The 19,691-nt window shown below is 42.9% G+C and carries 15 protein-coding genes; 13 read left to right on the top strand and 2 right to left on the bottom strand.

Annotation, left to right across the window (positions count from 1 at the left end):
* Positions 1-17: 17 nt before the first annotated feature.
* Positions 18-443 (bottom strand): DUF3842 family protein, encoded by a 426-nt coding sequence (locus DW720_RS03360; RefSeq protein ID WP_107000574.1) that lies wholly within the window; start codon positions 441-443, stop codon positions 18-20.
* Between the two features lie 410 nt (positions 444-853).
* Here DW720_RS03360 and carB point away from each other — a divergent pair, with 410 nt between their 5' ends.
* Positions 854-4,066: a carbamoyl-phosphate synthase large subunit gene (carB, locus tag DW720_RS03365; RefSeq protein WP_107000573.1), complete on the top strand. Its 3,213-nt coding sequence runs from the start codon at positions 854-856 to the stop codon at positions 4,064-4,066.
* 297 nt (positions 4,067-4,363) lie between these two features.
* On the opposite strand, the gene DW720_RS03370 is transcribed toward carB, so the two are convergent.
* Positions 4,364-5,116: a YwaF family protein gene (locus DW720_RS03370; protein ID WP_118570832.1), complete on the bottom strand. Its 753-nt coding sequence runs from the start codon at positions 5,114-5,116 to the stop codon at positions 4,364-4,366.
* A gap of 327 nt (positions 5,117-5,443) precedes the next feature.
* On the opposite strand from DW720_RS03370, the gene DW720_RS03375 reads away from it, so the two are divergent.
* The 12 genes from DW720_RS03375 (at position 5,444) to DW720_RS03435 (ending at position 19,459) form a co-directional block, all read left to right on the top strand.
* Positions 5,444-6,043, top strand: coding sequence for a methyltransferase domain-containing protein (locus DW720_RS03375; RefSeq protein ID WP_118472213.1), 600 nt, complete (start codon positions 5,444-5,446; stop codon positions 6,041-6,043).
* Complete coding sequence (locus tag DW720_RS03380) at positions 6,040-6,510, top strand: LURP-one-related family protein (protein ID WP_117796222.1); 471 nt, start codon at positions 6,040-6,042, stop codon at positions 6,508-6,510. The genes DW720_RS03375 and DW720_RS03380 overlap by 4 nt, the downstream gene beginning before the upstream one ends.
* Before the next feature lie 827 nt (positions 6,511-7,337).
* Positions 7,338-8,483 (top strand): ROK family transcriptional regulator, encoded by a 1,146-nt coding sequence (locus tag DW720_RS03390; RefSeq protein ID WP_118629047.1) that lies wholly within the window; start codon positions 7,338-7,340, stop codon positions 8,481-8,483.
* A 38-nt stretch (positions 8,484-8,521) separates the two neighbouring features.
* Positions 8,522-9,601: an SIS domain-containing protein gene (locus DW720_RS03395; protein WP_118468274.1), complete on the top strand. Its 1,080-nt coding sequence runs from the start codon at positions 8,522-8,524 to the stop codon at positions 9,599-9,601.
* A 19-nt stretch (positions 9,602-9,620) separates the two neighbouring features.
* Positions 9,621-11,699: a hydantoinase/oxoprolinase family protein gene (locus DW720_RS03400; RefSeq protein ID WP_118468272.1), complete on the top strand. Its 2,079-nt coding sequence runs from the start codon at positions 9,621-9,623 to the stop codon at positions 11,697-11,699.
* Positions 11,700-11,715: 16 nt separating this feature from the next.
* Positions 11,716-13,377: a hydantoinase B/oxoprolinase family protein gene (locus tag DW720_RS03405; protein ID WP_118468271.1), complete on the top strand. Its 1,662-nt coding sequence runs from the start codon at positions 11,716-11,718 to the stop codon at positions 13,375-13,377.
* Between the two features lie 15 nt (positions 13,378-13,392).
* Positions 13,393-14,454, top strand: coding sequence for a TRAP transporter substrate-binding protein (locus DW720_RS03410; protein ID WP_117796218.1), 1,062 nt, complete (start codon positions 13,393-13,395; stop codon positions 14,452-14,454).
* An 88-nt stretch (positions 14,455-14,542) separates the two neighbouring features.
* The gene (locus DW720_RS03415) at positions 14,543-15,034 is read left to right on the top strand and encodes a TRAP transporter small permease (RefSeq protein ID WP_182430795.1); all 492 of its coding nucleotides are present in this window, start codon (positions 14,543-14,545) and stop codon (positions 15,032-15,034) included.
* Positions 15,031-16,383 carry a TRAP transporter large permease gene (locus DW720_RS03420; RefSeq protein ID WP_117796216.1) on the top strand — a complete coding sequence of 451 codons (1,353 nt, stop codon included), beginning with the start codon at positions 15,031-15,033 and terminating at the stop codon, positions 16,381-16,383. The genes DW720_RS03415 and DW720_RS03420 overlap by 4 nt, the downstream gene beginning before the upstream one ends.
* Before the next feature lie 692 nt (positions 16,384-17,075).
* Positions 17,076-17,909: a basic amino acid ABC transporter substrate-binding protein gene (locus DW720_RS03425; RefSeq protein ID WP_118524506.1), complete on the top strand. Its 834-nt coding sequence runs from the start codon at positions 17,076-17,078 to the stop codon at positions 17,907-17,909.
* A 118-nt stretch (positions 17,910-18,027) separates the two neighbouring features.
* Positions 18,028-18,717: an amino acid ABC transporter permease gene (locus DW720_RS03430; protein ID WP_022360148.1), complete on the top strand. Its 690-nt coding sequence runs from the start codon at positions 18,028-18,030 to the stop codon at positions 18,715-18,717.
* The gene (locus DW720_RS03435) at positions 18,707-19,459 is read left to right on the top strand and encodes an amino acid ABC transporter ATP-binding protein (RefSeq protein ID WP_118629043.1); all 753 of its coding nucleotides are present in this window, start codon (positions 18,707-18,709) and stop codon (positions 19,457-19,459) included. The genes DW720_RS03430 and DW720_RS03435 overlap by 11 nt, the downstream gene beginning before the upstream one ends.
* Positions 19,460-19,691: the final 232 nt, after the last annotated feature.

Consider the following 19,691-nt stretch of genomic DNA (forward strand, 5'->3'; position numbering starts at 1 on the left):
TCAGCTTCGTGCATTTTTTAAATATGATTCAGGTAGGCAGCTGCTTCCTCTGCCGCCAAATGGATATATTCATTCATTGGTAAATTCTGTGTTCCTACTAAAATATGGCGGCAATAGGAGCTTCCACTGACAGGAATCAGGATTTTCTGGGCGCGGCTTTGTCCGATGGCGGCTGCCATGGCGGGGGTGATTTCTCCTAAGAGGGAGTCTGCAATGACGATGCCGATTGGTCCGATGATTAGGTCGGCATCTCGGCAGGCGACGAGAACGGGGTTTTCTCCGGTGGCGCCCATGGCAGCTCCGGCTTTCATCATCGCGGCAGTGGCAGTAGTGTTGGCACCGAGCGCGAGAAGCGGCTGTCCGGGACAGAGTTTCTGGATTTCTTCTACGAGGGCGCGCCCCATGCGTCCGCCCTGACCGTCGATGATGACAACTTTTTTCATAATGGATAACCCCTTTCCTTTTCGTAGGATTTTCGTAGGACAAGATAATAAAAAAGAATGTGCCTTGGCACATTCTCGCGCAGGAACGAAAATAAGAGGGTCTAAATCTGCCTTTTGGACAAAATAAACACCCCAGTATATCTTTACTATAATATCATACATTTTGAAAAAAGAAAAGCAAAAAAGATCGATTTTTGTAAAATTTTTTGTTTACAAATAAAGCGCTTTCTATTATAATGCTGATAATGGCTAACTGGGGTCTGGCAGAGCTGCGATTGGCGGAGGCTGTCAGGGTGACGGAAGATCAGACAGACGCGCGTGAAGGCACCGCGGGGGTGCTTGATTTTTAGTTGATCCGGGAGGCCGCTTTTTTAAAGCCAAAAAACAGCAGACAATGAGAGGGAGAAAACATGAGGAGAAATGACATTCACAAAGTATTGATTATCGGTTCCGGTCCAATCATTATCGGACAGGCGTGTGAGTTCGATTATTCGGGAACACAGGCGTGCAAGGCACTGAGAAAACTCGGCTATGAGATTGTGCTGGTCAATTCCAATCCGGCTACGATTATGACGGATCCGGAGACAGCAGATGTGACTTATATTGAGCCGCTGAACGTAGACCGTCTGACTCAGATCATTGAAAAAGAGCGCCCGGATGCGCTGCTCCCGAACCTGGGTGGACAGTCCGGACTGAACCTCTGCTCCGAATTGGCAGCAGCAGGTGTTCTGGATAAATATGATGTTAAAGTAATCGGCGTTCAGGTTGATGCTATCGAGCGTGGTGAGGACCGTATCGAGTTTAAGCATACAATGGAAAGCCTGGGTATCGAGATGGCTAGAAGTGAGGTTGCCTACAGCGTTGAGGATGCACTGGCAATCGCAGATAAACTGGGTTATCCGGTTGTTCTTCGTCCGGCTTACACCATGGGCGGCGAAGGCGGCGGTCTTGTATATAACGTAGAAGAACTGAAGACCGTGTGTGCAAGAGGCCTGCAGGCCAGCATGGTTGGTCAGGTTCTGGTAGAGGAGTCTATCCTTGGATGGGAAGAGCTTGAGCTGGAAGTTGTCCGTGATGCGAAGAACAACATGATCACTGTCTGCTTTATTGAAAATATTGATCCGCTGGGCGTACACACCGGAGATTCCTTCTGTTCTGCTCCGATGTTAACCATTTCGGAAGAAGTACAGAAACGTCTGCAGGAGAAATCCTACAAGATCGTAGAAGCAATCCAGGTAATCGGCGGTACCAACGTACAGTGGGCACACGATCCGAAGACAGACCGTGATATTGTTATCGAGATCAACCCGAGAACCTCCCGTTCGTCCGCCCTGGCATCCAAGGCAACTGGTTTCCCGATTGCACTGGTATCAGCGATGCTGGCAACCGGTATGACTCTGGATGAGATTCCATGCGGCAAGAGCGGTACTCTGGATCAGTATGTTCCGTCCGGCGACTATATCGTTATCAAGTTTGCACGCTGGGCATTTGAGAAGTTCAAAGGCGCAGAGGACAAGCTGGGAACCCAGATGAAGGCAGTCGGCGAGGTTATGAGTATCGGAAAGACCTACAAAGAGGCATTCCAGAAGGCAATCCGAAGCCTGGAGAGAGGCCGCTACGGTCTTGGTCATGCGAAAGACTTCGATAAGAAGACAAAAAAAGAACTGCTTGCGATGCTGCATGTTCCGAGCAGCGAACGTCAGTTTATTATGTACGAGGCACTTCGTAAGGGCGCTACCGTAGACGAGCTGTTCGAATTAACCAAGATTAAACATTACTTCATCCAGCAGATGAAAGAACTGGTAGAAGAGGAAGAAAGCCTGATGCAGTATAAGGGCGAGGTTCCGCCGGTTGAGGTTCTCCGCCAGGCGAAGCTGGACGGTTTTGCAGATAAATATTTAAGCGAGCTGTTAGGCGTTACAGAGGAAGAGATCCGCGATGCAAGAACCAAAGAAGGTATCGTAGAAGGCTGGGAGGGCGTACACGTAAGTGCCACACCGGATTCTGCATACTACTTCTCCAGCTATCACATCAAGGATCAGAGTCCGTGCAGCGACAACAAGAAGATCATGATTCTGGGCGGCGGTCCGAACCGTATCGGTCAGGGTATTGAGTTCGACTACTGCTGCGTACATGCAGCTATCGCTCTGAAAGAGCTTGGATTTGAGACAATTATCGTTAACTGCAACCCAGAGACCGTATCTACAGACTATGATACCTCCGATAAACTGTATTTCGAGCCGCTGACTCTGGAAGATGTATTAAGCATCTATCATAAGGAGAAACCGCTGGGAGTTATCGCACAGTTTGGTGGCCAGACACCGCTGAACCTGGCAGCAGACCTGAAGAAATATGGTGTCAATATTCTGGGTACAACTCCGGAAACCATCGACATGGCAGAGGATCGTGACCTGTTCCGTGCGATGATGGATAAACTGCAGATTCCGATGCCGGAGTCAGGCATGGCAGTTACCGTTGATGACGCATTAGAGATTGCGAATAAGATCGGTTACCCGGTTATGGTTCGTCCGTCCTATGTACTTGGCGGCCGCGGCATGGAGGTTGTTCATGACGATGAAGCGATGACCTTCTATATGAGAGCAGCTGTCGGTGTAACTCCGGATCGTCCGATCCTGATTGACCGTTTCCTGCATCATGCAACCGAGTGTGAGGCAGATGCTATCAGCGATGGCGAGAACGTATTTGTTCCGGCTGTTATGGAGCATATCGAGCTGGCAGGTATCCACTCCGGTGACTCCGCTTGTATCCTTCCGTCCAGAAATCTGACCAAGGATCAGGTAGAGACAATCCGTGATTACACAAGCCGTATTGCAAAAGAGATGCACGTTGTAGGTCTGATGAACATGCAGTATGCAATCGAGGACGGCGAAGTATACGTGCTGGAGGCAAACCCGAGAGCATCCCGTACCGTGCCGCTGGTATCTAAAGTATGCAACATCAAGATGGTAAAACTGGCAACGGATATCATGACTTCTTACTTAACAGGCCGTCCGTCACCGGTTCCGGCACTGAAAGAGAAGAAGATTCCGCACTACGGTGTTAAGATGCCGGTATTCCCGTTCAAGATGTTCCCGGAGGTTGACCCGGTACTTGGACCGGAGATGCGTTCCACCGGTGAGGTTCTTGGTATGTCCACCAGCGTTGGTGAGGCTATCTACAAGGCACAGGAAGCAACCCAGACACGTCTTCCTTCCTCAGGAACTGTCCTCCTGAGTGTCAATGACAAGGATAAGATAGAGCTTATCGAGGTTGCAAGAGGCTTCTACGAGTGTGGCTTTACCCTGATGGGTACAGGCAGAACCTGTGATGTGATGGTAGCAGCAGGACTTCCGGCTGAGAAGGTATGCAAGATCAACGAAGGCCGTCCGAACATTTTAGATAAGATTACCAACGGAGAAGTGGCAATCATTATCAATACCCCAAACGATAAGAAGGGCAGAGGCGATGACAGCTACATCCGTAAGGCAGCTGTAAAGGCGAAGATTCCGTACTTCACCAACATGGCAGCAGCAAAGGCTACCGTACAGGCTCTGAGAAGTATCAAGAAGAACGGACATCTGGAGGTTAAGTCCCTGCAGGAGTTCCATAGCGAGATTCAGTAAATAAAAATAAAAGGGTAAAATCCATTGTTACAGAGTCGTTTCAGTGGATTTTACCGTGACAGTGAATTAATTGAGCTATTATAGAAAAGAGCGTCTGCCCGGCTGTGAATGCGGGGCTGGCGCTCTTTTAATTGCAGATAGGAATTTTCTGAACTGAAAATTCCGTATGATATCGTATCGATAGCAGATTTTGCCGATTTGAAATGCGAAGCATCGGTAAAATCCCGTTGATGTGCACGGAATGAGTGAGCAGCAACGAATATGCCAGCTTTGCTGACCAGAATCACGCGCCAAGTCTCACGGACGTTCGACTTGAAATACGAGATGCAGCAGCCATGCGCCCAAAATGATTGAAAGCACATACACCGTGTTTCCGGCAAAAATTCCAAATTTAGCAGCGATCTGGGAGTACACAATCTGCGTGGTCGCGTAGTACGGCGTGATATAAAACATATCCGCGTTTCCATACGGATGTGAGGTAACATTGATGATGGTTGCGATGACGCATCCGACCGCAAATACAGCTGTAGACTGCCAGAATCCTTTGGCGGTTGGCAGCACCATGCGGGAAAAGGCGATGAGTAGCCCGATGAAGATCAGAAGGATATGCCAGATAAATCCATGCAGGGTCAGCGTCCAGTACGGGTGCATCAGACCGGACGGATCGACGAACACCATGACGGCACCGAGCAGGTTGTAATTATACATAAAAGTGCAAAAAATACGTTGATATTTATGCGGAACAAAGGGCAGCAGCAGGCAGAGGTACATCGGCAGGCTGCAGAGCTGGAATGGAAAATACCACCAGTCGTAGTGCCGGTTGTTTTCTATGTAATAGAGAAAAAGCTGTTTGTAGACCTCGGAAAATGCCAGAAAAACACCGCAGGCAAAGAGCAGATGCAGACGGAACGCTTCGGAGCGCGTCCGCAATTTCCATGCGGCAAAGGCGGCGAGCGGGATGCCGATCAGCATAAATACTAAATGAAAGGGAGACCAGACTGCGGGCGGTGTCATGGACCAGGCAGTTAAGGTAAGTAGACGGGAAATCATAAAAAGCCTTCTTTCGTAATAAAACCTAAGGAATGGTTCCGTATCTTGTGAATCATGCTGCAAGCGACCGCGCCCGGCGAGAGAATGTGACAAGGCACATTCTCTTTACGGAAGCAGATGCCCAGTACAGAGAAAACGGTACAGAATAGTTATAGTACGAAATATTAGATTTGCCAAGAATTAACAACAAGATCTGCCCATAATAAGACGATGGGAGATTTACATATTTGCAATTTTTTTCTTTCCAAAGCTGCAAGTTGACAAGCGCCGCCAATTTCCTATATTCTGTAGATATAAGAATCGAGTAAATGATACGGGAGATATACCATGAACCAAAATGAGACCCAATGGGATAGATTTCTGAAAATCCGAACAAGCGGCAGAGATGATTCGCATGCGGATCAATACCGATACCCATACGAACCGACGGCATACGTGGTTCTGGAACGGTTGGCGAACAGCGGATTAATTCGGAAGAATAATACCTTATTGGACTATGGAACCGGCAAGGGAAGAGTCTGTTTTTACTTGTCCTATCAGACAAGGAGTAAAACAATCGGAATCGAATACGATGAACGTATTTATCAGGGGGCAGCAGAAAATAAGGAGACGGCAGTGTCCGGAAACCGTACTTCCTTTATCTTAAGCAGTGCGGAGAACTATGAGCTTCCTTCAGAAGTGGACCGGTGTTATTTTTTCAATCCATTTTCGGTAGAGATATTGCACTCTGTTCTTGCCAGGATATATGAGTCCTATTACGAAAATCCGAGAGAGATACTGCTGTTTTTTTATTATCCATCGGAGGAATATATCAGTTGTCTGATGACGGAGGAACAGCTAATGTTTTATGATGAGATTGACACATCGGATTTGTTTCCGGGCGAGGACAAAAGAGAACGGATTATGATATTTGAGGTGATTTTATGAAGCTTTTATTTAAACAGCGGTTATTTTCGTGGTTTGACAGTTATGATATTTATGATGAGTTTGGCAATACAGTATATGTGGTAAAAGGCCAGTTGTCCTGGGGCCATAAGTTGGTGATATATGATGCAGACGGCAATGAAATTGGAATGGTTGTTCAGCGTGTACTGACATTTCTGCCAAAATTTGAGATATATAAAAAAGGCACCTATATCGGATGCCTGAGTAAAGAATTCTCTTTCCTGATGCCGCATTACAATATTGATTACAATGGCTGGCATATCGACGGTTCGATTATGGAATGGGATTATAATATCCTCGATCAAAGGGGATATTCGGTTGCCAGTGTCAGCAAAGAGCTGTTCCATATGACGGACACGTATGTGATTCAGGTAAATGAGCCGGAATATGCACTGGATGCATTAATGTTTGTGCTGGCGATCGATGCGGAAAAATGTTCGAGGACGTAAGAAAGGGTGCGTCTGCTTTTTGCTACAAGAGCACCGAGGCATTCTTGAATAATGACAGGACGATATGGTGAACACAAAAAAGAAACGAGCATCCCGCTTAAGCAATAGCTGTACGGTAACAAACCCATTTCTTGATTATATGATACATTGAACAGTATTAAATGTCAACGAAAAAAAGCATAAGAAATTTCAATGAAAAGCCAGCCAAGCTATTCATCGGAAAGACCATAGAAAAGCTAGGTTCAGATACACTGATTACTCTCCGTGCGTCCGGACCTGTTTTTTGTTGCTATCGTTTCTTTCAGTTGCCTTTGCCACGCCTGCTCTTGGGAGATTTCAGCATATCAGATTTACGAAGAATGCCCATGTTCGATATGGAGAATGTACAAGCCGCCTGGGAAGAGCGAGATAAGGAAATGTTGAAAGTTCTACTGCATGGGTATGTGTGGAACCATATAGAAGGTTAGTAAAAACATTCTTGAAATTGTTGATTCGTTACAGGTTGACAGTTACTGTCATCTTTGGTTTGTAATTGCATTTTTGTTAGATATAATTGATTTTATGAATTATCAATTGCATTGCAAAAAGAGTTCAGCATATATAGACGTGTATCTTGAAAATGACATTTAGTTTTCTGAAGAAACAAATTATGTGAAACGCGTTTTGGTGATTTTTACGAAATATAAAGATATTTTGTTGAAAAATCCTATTGAAAACAGAATAATAAAAGTGTATTTTATATATAAATCCTCTTGCTTAATACGAGAGGTAATTTTTAAAAGAATTAGTAAGTGCACTGAACTAATTAAGTGAGTAAGGGGTGTAATATGGAGAAGAATGGAAATTTAGGGCATTTAGAATTAATACGAAAAATTAATCGGACATTGATTCTGAATATGGTCAAGGAGAAACAGCCGATTAGCCGTGCACAGATATCAAAGGCATTAAATTTAAGTAAAACAACAGTTAGTGCGATTGTAGATGAATTAATTAAGAAAAAGCTCCTAGTTGAGTATGGAGACTGTATGTCTCCATCAGGGGTTGGACGCCCATCTACTATGTTGGGATTTAATCCAAAATCTGCGTATTGTATTGGCATGGATATTGGCGGAACAAAACTTTTGTTTTTGATAACAGATTTGGTGGGTAATATTGTGTACGAAAAAAAAATACCAACCAAAAATCAGTTTGAGGAATTAGTCCAGATTGTAGAGGAGTCATTAGAAGCAGCAGGAATTAAACGAGAAATGATATTTGGCATGGGAATTGGAGTCCCGGGAACGGTGGATTCAGATGGAACAGTGGTGCGTGCCAAAGCATTATCGTGGAATCAATTTCCTTTGCAAAGTTTAATGAATGAATATTTTTCATTTCCAGTGTATGTCGGAAATGATGTGAATCTGGCAGCATTAGGTGAACGTTGGATAGGTTCAGGTGAACAGACGGATGATATGTTGTTTATTGCATTGGGAACAGGTATTGGCGGAGCATTAGTATGTGGTGGACAGTTGGTATTGGGGGCTCAAGGAAGAGCAGGAGAATTAGGATATTATTTAGAAAGTTCTGATGTGGAAAAAGGGGAAATTAATAAATTAGGACAACAGGGAATTTTAGAAAAAAAATGTTCTGGCTCGGCACTGGATCAAATTGTTGGTTCGGCAGAAGCATTATTTACAGCATATAGCCGAGGAGATACCTCAGTAATACCGGTAATAGACAAATTTGTTCGTGATTTTTCAGTTGCGATAGCCAATACGATTAGTCTTTTAAATCCAGAGAAGGTTGTAATAGGCGGTGGAGTTTCTGATTCTATGGGATCTGTGATTCAGCGGATTCGAGAGGAGGTTGGCAGGCTTACGCCAATTCAGGCGGATATTTGTTTGGCAAACTTGGGAGGAAAAGCAGGAGCTCTAGGAGCAATTAATTTTGCTTCAAAAAAAATCGAAGAGCAGGATATACAGGTAAAAAAATAAAATAGAGAAAAATACAAGAGTTGGGAGGCATACATAGAATGAAGCAAACCATGAAGAGCTGTATATTGGAACAGCCAGACACAATTAGAAGAGTTTGCCAAAATGCAGAAAAAGTGTGTGATAGTGTGTATTCTATAGTGGGAAAAGGTCCATTTGATAAAATCTATTTAATTGGTTCTGGAACCTCACTTCATACAGCAATTGCGGCTAAATATGCATTTACAAAATGGTTCAATGCAGAGGTTCAGGTGTTTACCCCATTTGATTTTTTGTATTACTATCCACATTATCGACTAGATGAGAAAACGCTGATTTTAGGAATTTCACAGACGGCACGTAGTATTGGGACGATACATTGTTTGGAAAAAGGAAGAGAGTATGGGGCTAGAACCGTTATGGTAACAGCCGAGCCTGATAATCCTGGCGGAAAAAGTGCTGAGGCGATTTTGGATACATGTACAGGAGAAGAACTGGTAGGGGCCAAAACGAAGGGATTTACTTCGACTATAGCAATGTTGTATTTATATGCTGCGGGATTAGCTGGTAAGGAATTAGACATTTCGTTAGTTCCAAAATGGATGGAGCAAAGTTTGAGATGTACATCTGAAGAAATTGAAGATTTTGCGGAGGAGTATAAATCTGCTCCATCTGTGACAATTATCGGAGGTGGTACTTTAACAGCTGCAGCTAAAGAAGGGGCTCTTAAGGTATTAGAAGGAGTGCGAATCCCGGTAGAGGTATATGATGTGGAAGAGTACATGCATGGTCCGTATCATTGTCTTGAAAAGTGGTCATATTTGATTTTTTTGGTAAACGAGGGACCTGGAGTAGAGCGAATAAAGAGAATGATTCAATTTGCTCAGGAGCATTCGGATCACGTGACAGTTATTGGTTACGAGGGCTTTGAAAAAGAGATTGAAATAAAAGGTCGTTTTATCTCGCTTCCAGGAGGAATGGATGAAATTTTAACTCCATTATTTTACATTATTCCATTACAATGGCTGGCTAATGATGTAACAGAAAAGAAAGGACGTCACCCGGAACAATCAAGATACCCAGAATTTCATAAGATGCTAGGAAGTAAATATATGCCGAAAGTAAATTATTACCAGGGATAGAGATAAAGGAGGATGAAAAATGGCTAAATTGAAATTAGGTGTAGATGTAGGAGGAACGTTTACCGATGTAGTCGGAATAAATGAAGATGGTAAGGTGTATTTTGCAAAAACGCCTTCTACACCTGAAGATCAAAGTATAGGTGTTCTGAACGGAATTAGAGCACTTTTAGAAGAGTTGGGAGTAGCACCAGATTGTGTGACGGGTGTTGCACATGGAACGACAGTGGCTACAAATACACTTTTGGAACGAAACGGCGCTGTAACAGCATTAATAACAACAAAAGGATTTAGAGATGTTTTAGATATTGGTCGCCAGAGCAGACCAGAACTTTATGATTTACATGCTAGAAAACCAGCTTCATTAATTCCCCGATATCTTCGTCGGGAGGCAGACGAAAGAATGGATTATACGGGAACTGTATTGGTGCAGTTGGATATGGAGGAATTAAAGAAAACGATTCATGAATTAATGGAAGAGGGAGCGGAATCCATTGCAATCTGTTTTCTTCATTCTTATGCGAATGATGAAAATGAGAAAAAAGCGTTGGAAGTTATTCGTGAAATCGCACCAGATTTTCCAGTGTCTGTATCTAGTGAAATTTTGCCGGAGTTTCGTGAATTTGAACGAATGAATACAACCGTTATGAATGCATATGTTCAGCCAAGAATGCAGAAATATGTATCCCAGTTGCGTAGACGATTAGATGAAAATGGGATTAATTCTCCATTGACTATTATGCAATCTTCTGGAGGTATGATGACCGATCAGATTGCAGCTCAGAAGAGTGTGAATACGTTATTATCTGGTCCGGCTGGAGGTGTTTTGGCTGCCGAATTTCTTTCCAAGATTACGGATTATCATAATATTATTACTGGAGATCTTGGAGGAACGTCATTTGATGTAGGAATTGTGCAGAATGGTTCTATTGGTATCACAGGTGAAGGAGTGATTGAGGGATTTCCGGTAAAATTCCCACATATAGATATTACTACGATTGGAGCAGGAGGAGGCTCTATAGCATGGCTGGATGCTGGCGGAGCGCTTCGGGTTGGTCCTCGCAGTGCAGGAGCAGTACCGGGACCGGTTTGTTATAGCAAAGGAGGAACAGAACCAACAGTAACAGATGCTCATGCTGTGTTAGGTCGTGTGGGTGAAAAATTGCTAGGTGGAAAAATGCACCTGGATGTGGCGGCTGCACGGAAAGCGATAGAAGAAAAATTGGCCGTAAAATTAAATATGACAGTGGAGGAAGTAGCAGAGGGAATTCTTCGTGTAGCGAATTCCAACATGGTCAGAGCAATTAGAGTTATGACGGTAGAAAGAGGAATCGATCCGAGAAAGTTTGTGCTTCTGCCATATGGAGGAGCGGGAGCACTTCATGCGGTTGAACTGGCAAGAACTCTGGATATAGGAACAGTTGTTATTCCTATCGCACCTGGAAACTTTTCTGCTTTTGGATTATTAGTTGCACCAATTAGATATGATGAAGTATGCACGTATCATAAACATGAAAAAGATGTTTCTTTCGACCATATGGAAGAAAAATTTGAAAAATTAGAGGCTGAAGCAAGAAAAGAAATGGCTCGAGATGGCGTATCAGAGAGTAGCGTAAGTTTTGAGAGAAAAATAGATATCCGTTATTTTGGTCAGGCCTACGAATTAACGATTTCGGTACCCAATAGCCCGGTGAATCAGCTGGTTTGGGATAAGCTTGTGAATGATTTCAGTGATGCACATGAGCGTTCTTATGGATTTAAGAAGAATGATCCCATGGAGTTGGTTAGTTTGCGTCTTTCTGTAGTTGGGGAAATGGACAAAAGTAACTTGTATTCAAAAGGAGAAATTAGCAAGGAACTTCCAAAACCAGAAGAAATTCGAAAAGCTTATTTTATGGGAGAGTGGCTGGATACAGCCGTATATAAGCGAGATGCTTTAAAAGCAGGTAACAGCTTTATCGGTCCGGCAATCATAGAGGAAACAGGAGCTACGTCCGTAGTAGGGCCTGGCGATAAGGTGACAGTAGATGAGAGAATGAATTTGGTTGTGAAGATTGCAAATCATGAGACTGGGAAGATGGAAGCATTAGAAGAGAACTAAAAGGAGGAATGAAAAGATGGATGCAATCACATTGGAAGTTATGCGAAATCGCTTTTTTGCAATTACAGAAGAGATGGGAGCAGCATTAATTCGGACAGCCTATTCCACAAATATTAAAGATAGAAGAGATTGTTCGTGTGCGTTATTTGATGTAAATGGAGAGACGATTGCACAGGCAGAGCATATACCTGTTCATTCAGGAGTGTTGCCTTGGGGAGTAAAGGGAGCTTTAAAGCATATTAACAAAAAAGAACTGAAACCTGGAGATGCTATCATGCACAATGATCCATTCATTGGTGGAACTCATTTGCCAGATATTATTATCTTTTCTCCGATCTTTTTTAAAGGAGAGCTAGTAGCTTTTGTAGGAAATCTGGCGCATCATGTAGATGTGGGAGGAAAGGTTCCGGGTTCGTTAACACCAGATGCAACGGAAATTTTCCATGAAGGGATTTGCTTCCCACCAGTAAAGATAAAAAAAGAAGGAAAAGTAGATCCTGAGATTTTTGCTATGTTTCGCTCTAATATCCGAACAAAATACGAAAGTAGTGGAGATTTGATGGCTCAGATTGCAGCAAATAATGTAGGAGAAAAGCGGTTTGAGGAATTATGTGATGAGATGGGCGTAGAAGTAGTTCTTGAGGCAATTGCAGAGTTAGAGAACTACTGTGACCGGCGAATGGGAGCAGAGTTAGAAAAACTTCCGAAAGGGACATTTGAATTTGAGGATTTCTTAGAGGGAGATGGAATTACTACAACAGAGCCATTAAAAATCAAGGTAACAATTACTACAGGAGGTCCACATATTAAAATTGATTTTACGGGAACATGCCCTCAGGTAAGAGGACCTTTGAATTGTGTTCGTCCGATGGCGTTGGCTTGCATTTATTATGTTGTTCGAGCAGTGACGGATCCCACGATTCCACCGAATTCTGGAACATATCGCCGCTTTGAGGTTATAACACCGGAAGGTTCCTTGGTAAATGCGGTATATCCAGCAGCTACCGGTTCTGGAAATTCTATTACGTGTCAGCGTTTGGTAGATGTACTGCTTGGTGCACTGGCTCAAGTGGTTCCAGAAAAAGTATGTGCGGCTGCTTGTGGATCTATGAATGGAATTCAGCTGGGTGGTTATAATCCAGAAACACATTCGTTCTTTGCTAATGGTGAAACTGTTGGAGGAGGATATGGTGGAATGTGCGATCAAGATGGAACCAGTGGAGTTAATACGCATATGACTAATACCAGAAATACACCAGTAGAAGTTCTTGAAAGAATCATGCCGGTTAAGGTAATACGATATGGTTTAGCTCCAAATTCTGAAGGACCTGGTAAGCACAGGGGTGGATTTGGAATTGAGCGAGTCCTGGAATTCCAGACAGATGAGGTGGACTGCTTTATTGCCTCTGATCGTGTTAATACGGCACCGTGGGGATTGAATGGTGGAAAAGCAGCATTAGGAGCTCGTTTTACAGTAAATAGAGCTGATGGAACGGAAGAACATTTGCCTTCGAAAGCAAGGGTGCGTTTTTATAAGAAAGATAGACTCTATATTCAGACAAGTGGCGGCGGAGGTTGGGGTAATCCGCTTGAGAGAGATAAAAAAGCATTAAAGTGTGATGTGAAAGATGGCTTGATCAGCCAGGAACGAGCAGAAAAAGAATATGGTGGATGTTGAAAAAGGAGGAGTACAATGAAAAAATTAATTGCAACGACAATGGCAGCAATGATGGCATTAACTATAGTTGGATGTGGAGGTAATAATACAGTTGCACTGCAGAGCGATAAAGCGGAAGAAACTACGAAAGCAGATTCAGATGCAACTCATCTTGTTTTGACAACATCAGCGTTAGATCCAGAGGTTGCCCCGGATTATAATCCCTGGGCTGATGGACTACTGAAATTTAAAGAAGAGGTGGAGAAAAATAGTAATGGCCGTTATGTAGTAGATATTTATTGGTATTCCAGTTATGCCAGCGATGCGGAATCCTTTCAGATGATTCAGGATGGGGAGACGGATTTTAACTTTGGTGCCGGAATGTCTAATGTAGATAAGAGATTTGCATGGCAAAGAATTCCATTTTTATTACCTGATTTAGACACAGTGAGGGAAAAGCTTGCTAATCCGAATGCAGAAGGATTTGCTATTAATACAAAGCTTTATGAAGAAAATGGAATTAAACTTTTGGCACAAAACAGTGGCTTACAGCGCCACATCTTTTCGACAGATAAATTGATTAAAGTGCCGAAGGATCTGGCGAATGAAACGTTTCGAACATATGAAGATGCTATTGTTAACGAATTTTATGGCGGTTTGGGAAATATCGCAATTATGCCATACGGAGAGTTATATACATCGCTGCAGAATGGTTTGATTACGGCTACGGATCAGCAGATACCTTCATATATTATTGAAAATTATTATGAAGTAGCACCATTTTATTCATATGTTGGAGCTCAGTGGACTTCGTATAGTTTGATGATGAATTTAGATAAGTTTAATCAGTATAGCGAAGAGGATCAAAAGATATTTGTAGATGCTGCCTGGGCGTGTTCAGAGGCTGAATATGAATCTTATAAAGATATGAAAGCAGACGCAGAAAAATTTTTTGATGAAAAAGGAATTACATATTATCAGCCAACAGATGAGGAATTGAATCAATGGAAAGAGTATGCGGCTTCTCTGTCGGATAAGTGGAGAGAACTGATTGGAGAAGAATTATACAATCAGGTATCTGAGCTGTTTAATTATTAATGGTATGGGGGATGCTGCAAGTGGATTGATATCTATGTTTGTAGTATCCCCTGCTTTTTTATTTACCGTTAAAGAGAGGAGGAACGTGGTGAAATTTTTAAAAAAATTAGATCATATAGTTGAATTTGTGGTTGGAAATTTAGCGGGTATTTTGTTGATTGTGATGATGATTATGGTTAATCTGACAATCTTCAGTCGTTGGGTATTTAATATTAATATGCACGGCTATGAGGAATTGCCAACAATTCTATTTATTGTATTTGTATGGCTTGGAGTAATACTGGTTGTGCGTGATGACAATATGCTAAAAGTCGATTTCTTCTTGAATCTGTGTAAGACGGAAAAGTCAAAAGAAGCACTTCATTTGTTTAGTTTGATTATTTCTACTATAATATGTGGATTATTTATGCCATTAACATTTAATTTAATGATGACACACATTGAACGTAATACGGTGTCTCCGGCTGTTGGATTTAGCATGTGGTGGGTATATGCTTCTGTATTTTTAGGAGCTTTGGGGATGATGGTTTATTATGTGGTGAATGTTTGTAAATCTATAAGGAGGTTACGCACATTATGATATTTGGAATAGCTGCAGTATTAATTTTACTCATGATTTTTTCCGGCGTTGCAGTTCCGTTAGCATTTTTGGGCGGCTCCTTTTTTGTGGCATATATGGGGCTTGGAAGTACAGGAACGTTTGCAACGAATGCGTTTTACATTTTGAACTCTATTTCTATGTTGGCGATTCCGCTTTTTATAGTAGGAGGTTCTTTGATTGAGCGAAGCGGAATTGCAAATGTGCTGATTCGGGTAGCGGATAAGATGCTACATAATGTAAAGGGAGGATTGACGGCCACAATTCCAGTAGTTTCCTGCTTTTTTGGAGCCCTTTGCGGTTCAGCATTGGCAACGGCTAATACACTGTCAACAGCTATGGTGCCAGAATTGGAAAAGAAAGGATATGATAAAGCATATTTAGCGGCATTAATTGCAGCTTCCAGTCCTTTTGGCTTTATGATTCCACCAAATGTAAATGCTATTATTTTTGCATCCGTGTCCTCGGCATCGGTTGGTGCTTTATTTATGGCTACGATTGTGCCGGGATTAATATGGGCAGGGCTCTATTTGATCATTAATCGGATTATTTATATAAAATATTATCATCCAGAATATGCGGGTAAAACAGTTGCATCCGTTTCTGCATGTACTGAAGATAATGAGCCTAAAGAAGAATCAGAAAAAAATGCGCGTGAGACTATAAGCCGGAATAGATTTTTTTTAGAGCTTGTTGTAGCAGTTTTAATGCCGGTAATTGTGTTAGGGGGTATCTATGGCGGCATTTTTACAGCGACAGAAGCAGGTGCAATTACCTGTTTATATGGAGCGATCATGGGAGTGGTAGTTTATAAAAAGCTTTCTCTGGTTCAATTGATGGGCGTTTTTTCTAAGGGAGTCAAGGATGTTTCGGCATTGGTTATAATGTTTCCAATGACTTTGATTTTCAGTCGCTTGATGACACTTAACCATATTCCTGAGTTGGTGGCAGAGTTAATGTTGGGAATTACCAATAATCGTATTGGTCTTATCCTGTTAATAGATCTTCTGCTGTTTTTTATAGGTTTTTTCTTGGATGGAAATGTTATTATTTTGACGCTGGTGCCGCTTCTTACACCGATTGCTACTGCATGTGGGATTGATACAATTCAGTTAGCAGTAATCGTTTTTGTTTCGATCGGTATTGGCTCAATTACACCGCCAATGGCTACTTGTCTGATGGCATGTTCCAGAGTTTGTGATGTTCCGATTCATAAACTTATTAAACCTATTCTTCCATTTTTGCTTTTTGGTGCATTACCTATTTTGCTGCTGGTATCGTTTGTTCCTGTCGTATCAACCTGGTTGCCGGGCTTGTTTTATAGTTTCTAGTCAACGCTATTATAACGAATGGATTGCTTTTATGCGTTTTTTTAGCTGAGGCGCTGAACTATCAAGGTGTTGTCAAGTGCTTGTTGAGTTATTGGTAGAAAAAAGAAAATTTTTTTCAAAGAAATTCTCTAAGTAAATGATATTGCCTGTGGAGAGAACGTGAAGTTTGAAAACAGGAAACACAGAAAAAACAAAAATTTGGATTATTGAAAAAAATATATATCCAGTCTTTGGCAGTTGAGTGAAAATAAAATCGCTGTAACCCTTGTATTTGCTGGGGTGCAGCGATTTTTGTTGCTGTTGCAGACTATAGTATTTTTTTCTTCCTTGTCCATTTTTGGAATTGTTCTCATTTTACTGTTCGTTATGAATTGATAATCCGTTCGGAAACCGGAAACATTCTTCGAGCTGTCATCTGCTTTCATTTACTTTCAAAATTTCACTAACCTGATTATGCAACTATTAAACTCCCGTGCCAAGAATTAACAACCAGATCTGTCCGAAACTGGAACCGTACAAATTGGAAAAGAATGCATAATCATACAAAACCCTGTAAAAAACAGGAATTCAGGCTTGATTATTTATAAAAATGCGGTATAATGTATTCCTAGATACAGTAATAAAAGTAAGAATATTCGTATTTACTGCATAAAAATACAAAAGCAGCGAATAGAAATGAGGAGGAATTTATTATGAAAAAGAAATTAGCAGCAATCGCTATGGCAACTGCTATGGCAGCATCGTTAGCAGCATGCTCTTCCAAACCGGCAGAGACAACCGCAGCCGCAGAGGAGAATGAGGAGACAACCGCAGAGGCAGCAGAGGGCAGCGAGGCAGCAGAGGCTGGCGACAGCGCATTTGCAGGAAAGACTCTGGTTATGTCTACCAACGCTGAGTTCGCACCGTATGAGTACCACGATGGAAATGATATCGTAGGTATCGACGTAGATATTGCAAACGCTATCTGCGAGGATATGGGAGCATCTCTGGAAATCACCGACGTAGCATTCGATTCTATCATCCCGGAGGTTCAGTCTGGCAAAGCTGATTTCGCAGCAGCAGGCATGACTGTTACCGAGGATCGTCAGACCCAGGTGGATTTCTCTGACACTTACGCAACCGGCGTTCAGTCTGTTATCGTAACCGAGGACAGCGACATCAAATCCCTGGATGATTTAAAGGGCAAACAGATCGGTGTTCAGCAGGGTACCACCGGTGACCTTTACTCCACCGATGATTTCGGCGAGGAGAGTGTACAGAGATTTTCCAAGGGCGCAGATGCAGTACAGGCACTGTCCACTGGCAAGATCGATGCAGTTATCATTGACAACAAACCGGCACAGGTATTTGTAGACGAGAATGACGGCTTAAAGCTTCTGGAAACACCGTACGCAGAAGAAGAGTACGCAATCGCAGTTAAGAAAGGCAATACAGAGCTTCTGGACGCTATCAACGCATCCATCGCAAACCTGAAAGAGTCTGGAAAACTGGACGAGATCGTTGCAAAATACATTACCGCTGAATAATTTGACAGAAAAAGCTACATCTGTTTGATTAAGAAAAAGGTTGCTGCAGAATGAAAAAGATGAAATTCGGCAGCAGCCCTTTTTCGGGTCTATATCATCTTACAAGGAGGAAAACGGATTGGAGAAACTCAAGCAGGCCTTATATTTAAACCTGATCAAGGATGACAGGTGGCAGTATTTGACAGGGGGCCTGAAAAATACCCTGATCATCACGTTATTTGCAACCCTGATCGGCATTGCCCTTGGTCTGCTGATTGCGATTGTCCGTGCGACTCACGACAAAACCGGTAAAATGAAATTTTTAAATGGTGTCTGCCAGGTATATCTGACAGTCATCCGGGGAACGCCGGTTGTCATCCAGTTGATGATTTTCTATTACTGTATTTTTGTATCGCGTGTATTTGCCGGCGTCTTTGTCGGTGTGATCGCGTTTGGTCTTAACTCGGCGGCATATGTAGCGGAGATCTTCCGTTCCGGTATCATGTCGATCGACGAGGGACAGATGGAGGCAGGTCGAAGCCTTGGTTTTAACTATGTCCAGACGATGCGTTATATTATTATGCCGCAGGCGTTTAAAAACGTACTTCCGGCGCTTTGCAATGAGTTTGTTGTTCTTCTGAAAGAGACTTCGGTAGCCGGTTACGTGGCGGTGCAGGATCTGACAAAGGGCGGTGATATCATCCGTTCCAGAACGTATGACGCGTGGACACCGCTTCTGATCGTGGCTGCTGTTTATCTGGCGCTGACGATGATCTTCAACCACTTTGCACAGAATCTGGAAAGGAGCCTGAGAAAGAATGAACGATAACGTACAAAATGGAGAAGTGATAATTGACATCAATGACCTTTCCAAGGCGTTCGGTGATTTAAAGGTCCTGACCAATATTTCCACCCAGATACGCAAGGGGGATGTTGTCTGCGTGATCGGACCATCCGGTTCCGGTAAATCCACATTTCTGCGCTGCATGAACCTGCTGGAAACACCGACCGGCGGACACATCTATTTTGAGGGAACGGATATCACGGATCCGAAGACAAACATTGACAAACTCCGTCAGAAAATGGGAATGGTATTCCAGCAGTTCAACCTGTTCCCGCATATGACGATTCTTGATAATATGACGCTGGCACCGATGAAACTGCTCGGACGCCCGAAGGACGAGGCGGAGACGGAGGCATTGAAACTTCTGGAGCGTGTCGGATTAAAGGAAAAGGCATCCGCCTATCCGGGACAGCTCTCCGGCGGTCAGAAACAGCGTGTGGCGATCGTACGCGCACTGGCAATGCATCCGGATGTGATGCTCTTTGACGAGCCAACCTCTGCGCTTGACCCGGAGATGGTAGGCGAGGTATTAAACGTAATGCGTCAGCTTGCCGAGGAGCACATGACGATGGTCGTGGTTACCCATGAGATGGGCTTTGCCCGCGAGGTGGCAAACCGCGTCATGTTCATGGAGGGCGGCAACTTCATCGAAGAAAACGAGCCGAAGGAGTTTTTCGAGCATCCAAAGAGCGAAAGATTGAAGGCATTTTTGAGTAAGGTGCTGTAAGGAAATTTAATATTAGGAAAAGTCCGGTAGGGAGAGAATGTCATAGCACATTTTCTTTCTGCCGGGCTTTTTTTATGCCTGTAATATCTTTATGCGTTTTCTATTATCCATCTGGTTCTTCTAACTTCCGTTTTGAAAAATGTTTATTTGGAAAGAAAAGTTGTTAAAAAAATTGCAAATATATAAAACCAAATGAAATCTCCCATCGTCTTATTAGTAGAACAGCAGAAAA

Source organism: Clostridium sp. AM27-28 (assembly GCF_003480955.1).
GTDB lineage: Bacteria > Bacillota > Clostridia > Lachnospirales > Lachnospiraceae > Otoolea > Otoolea fessa.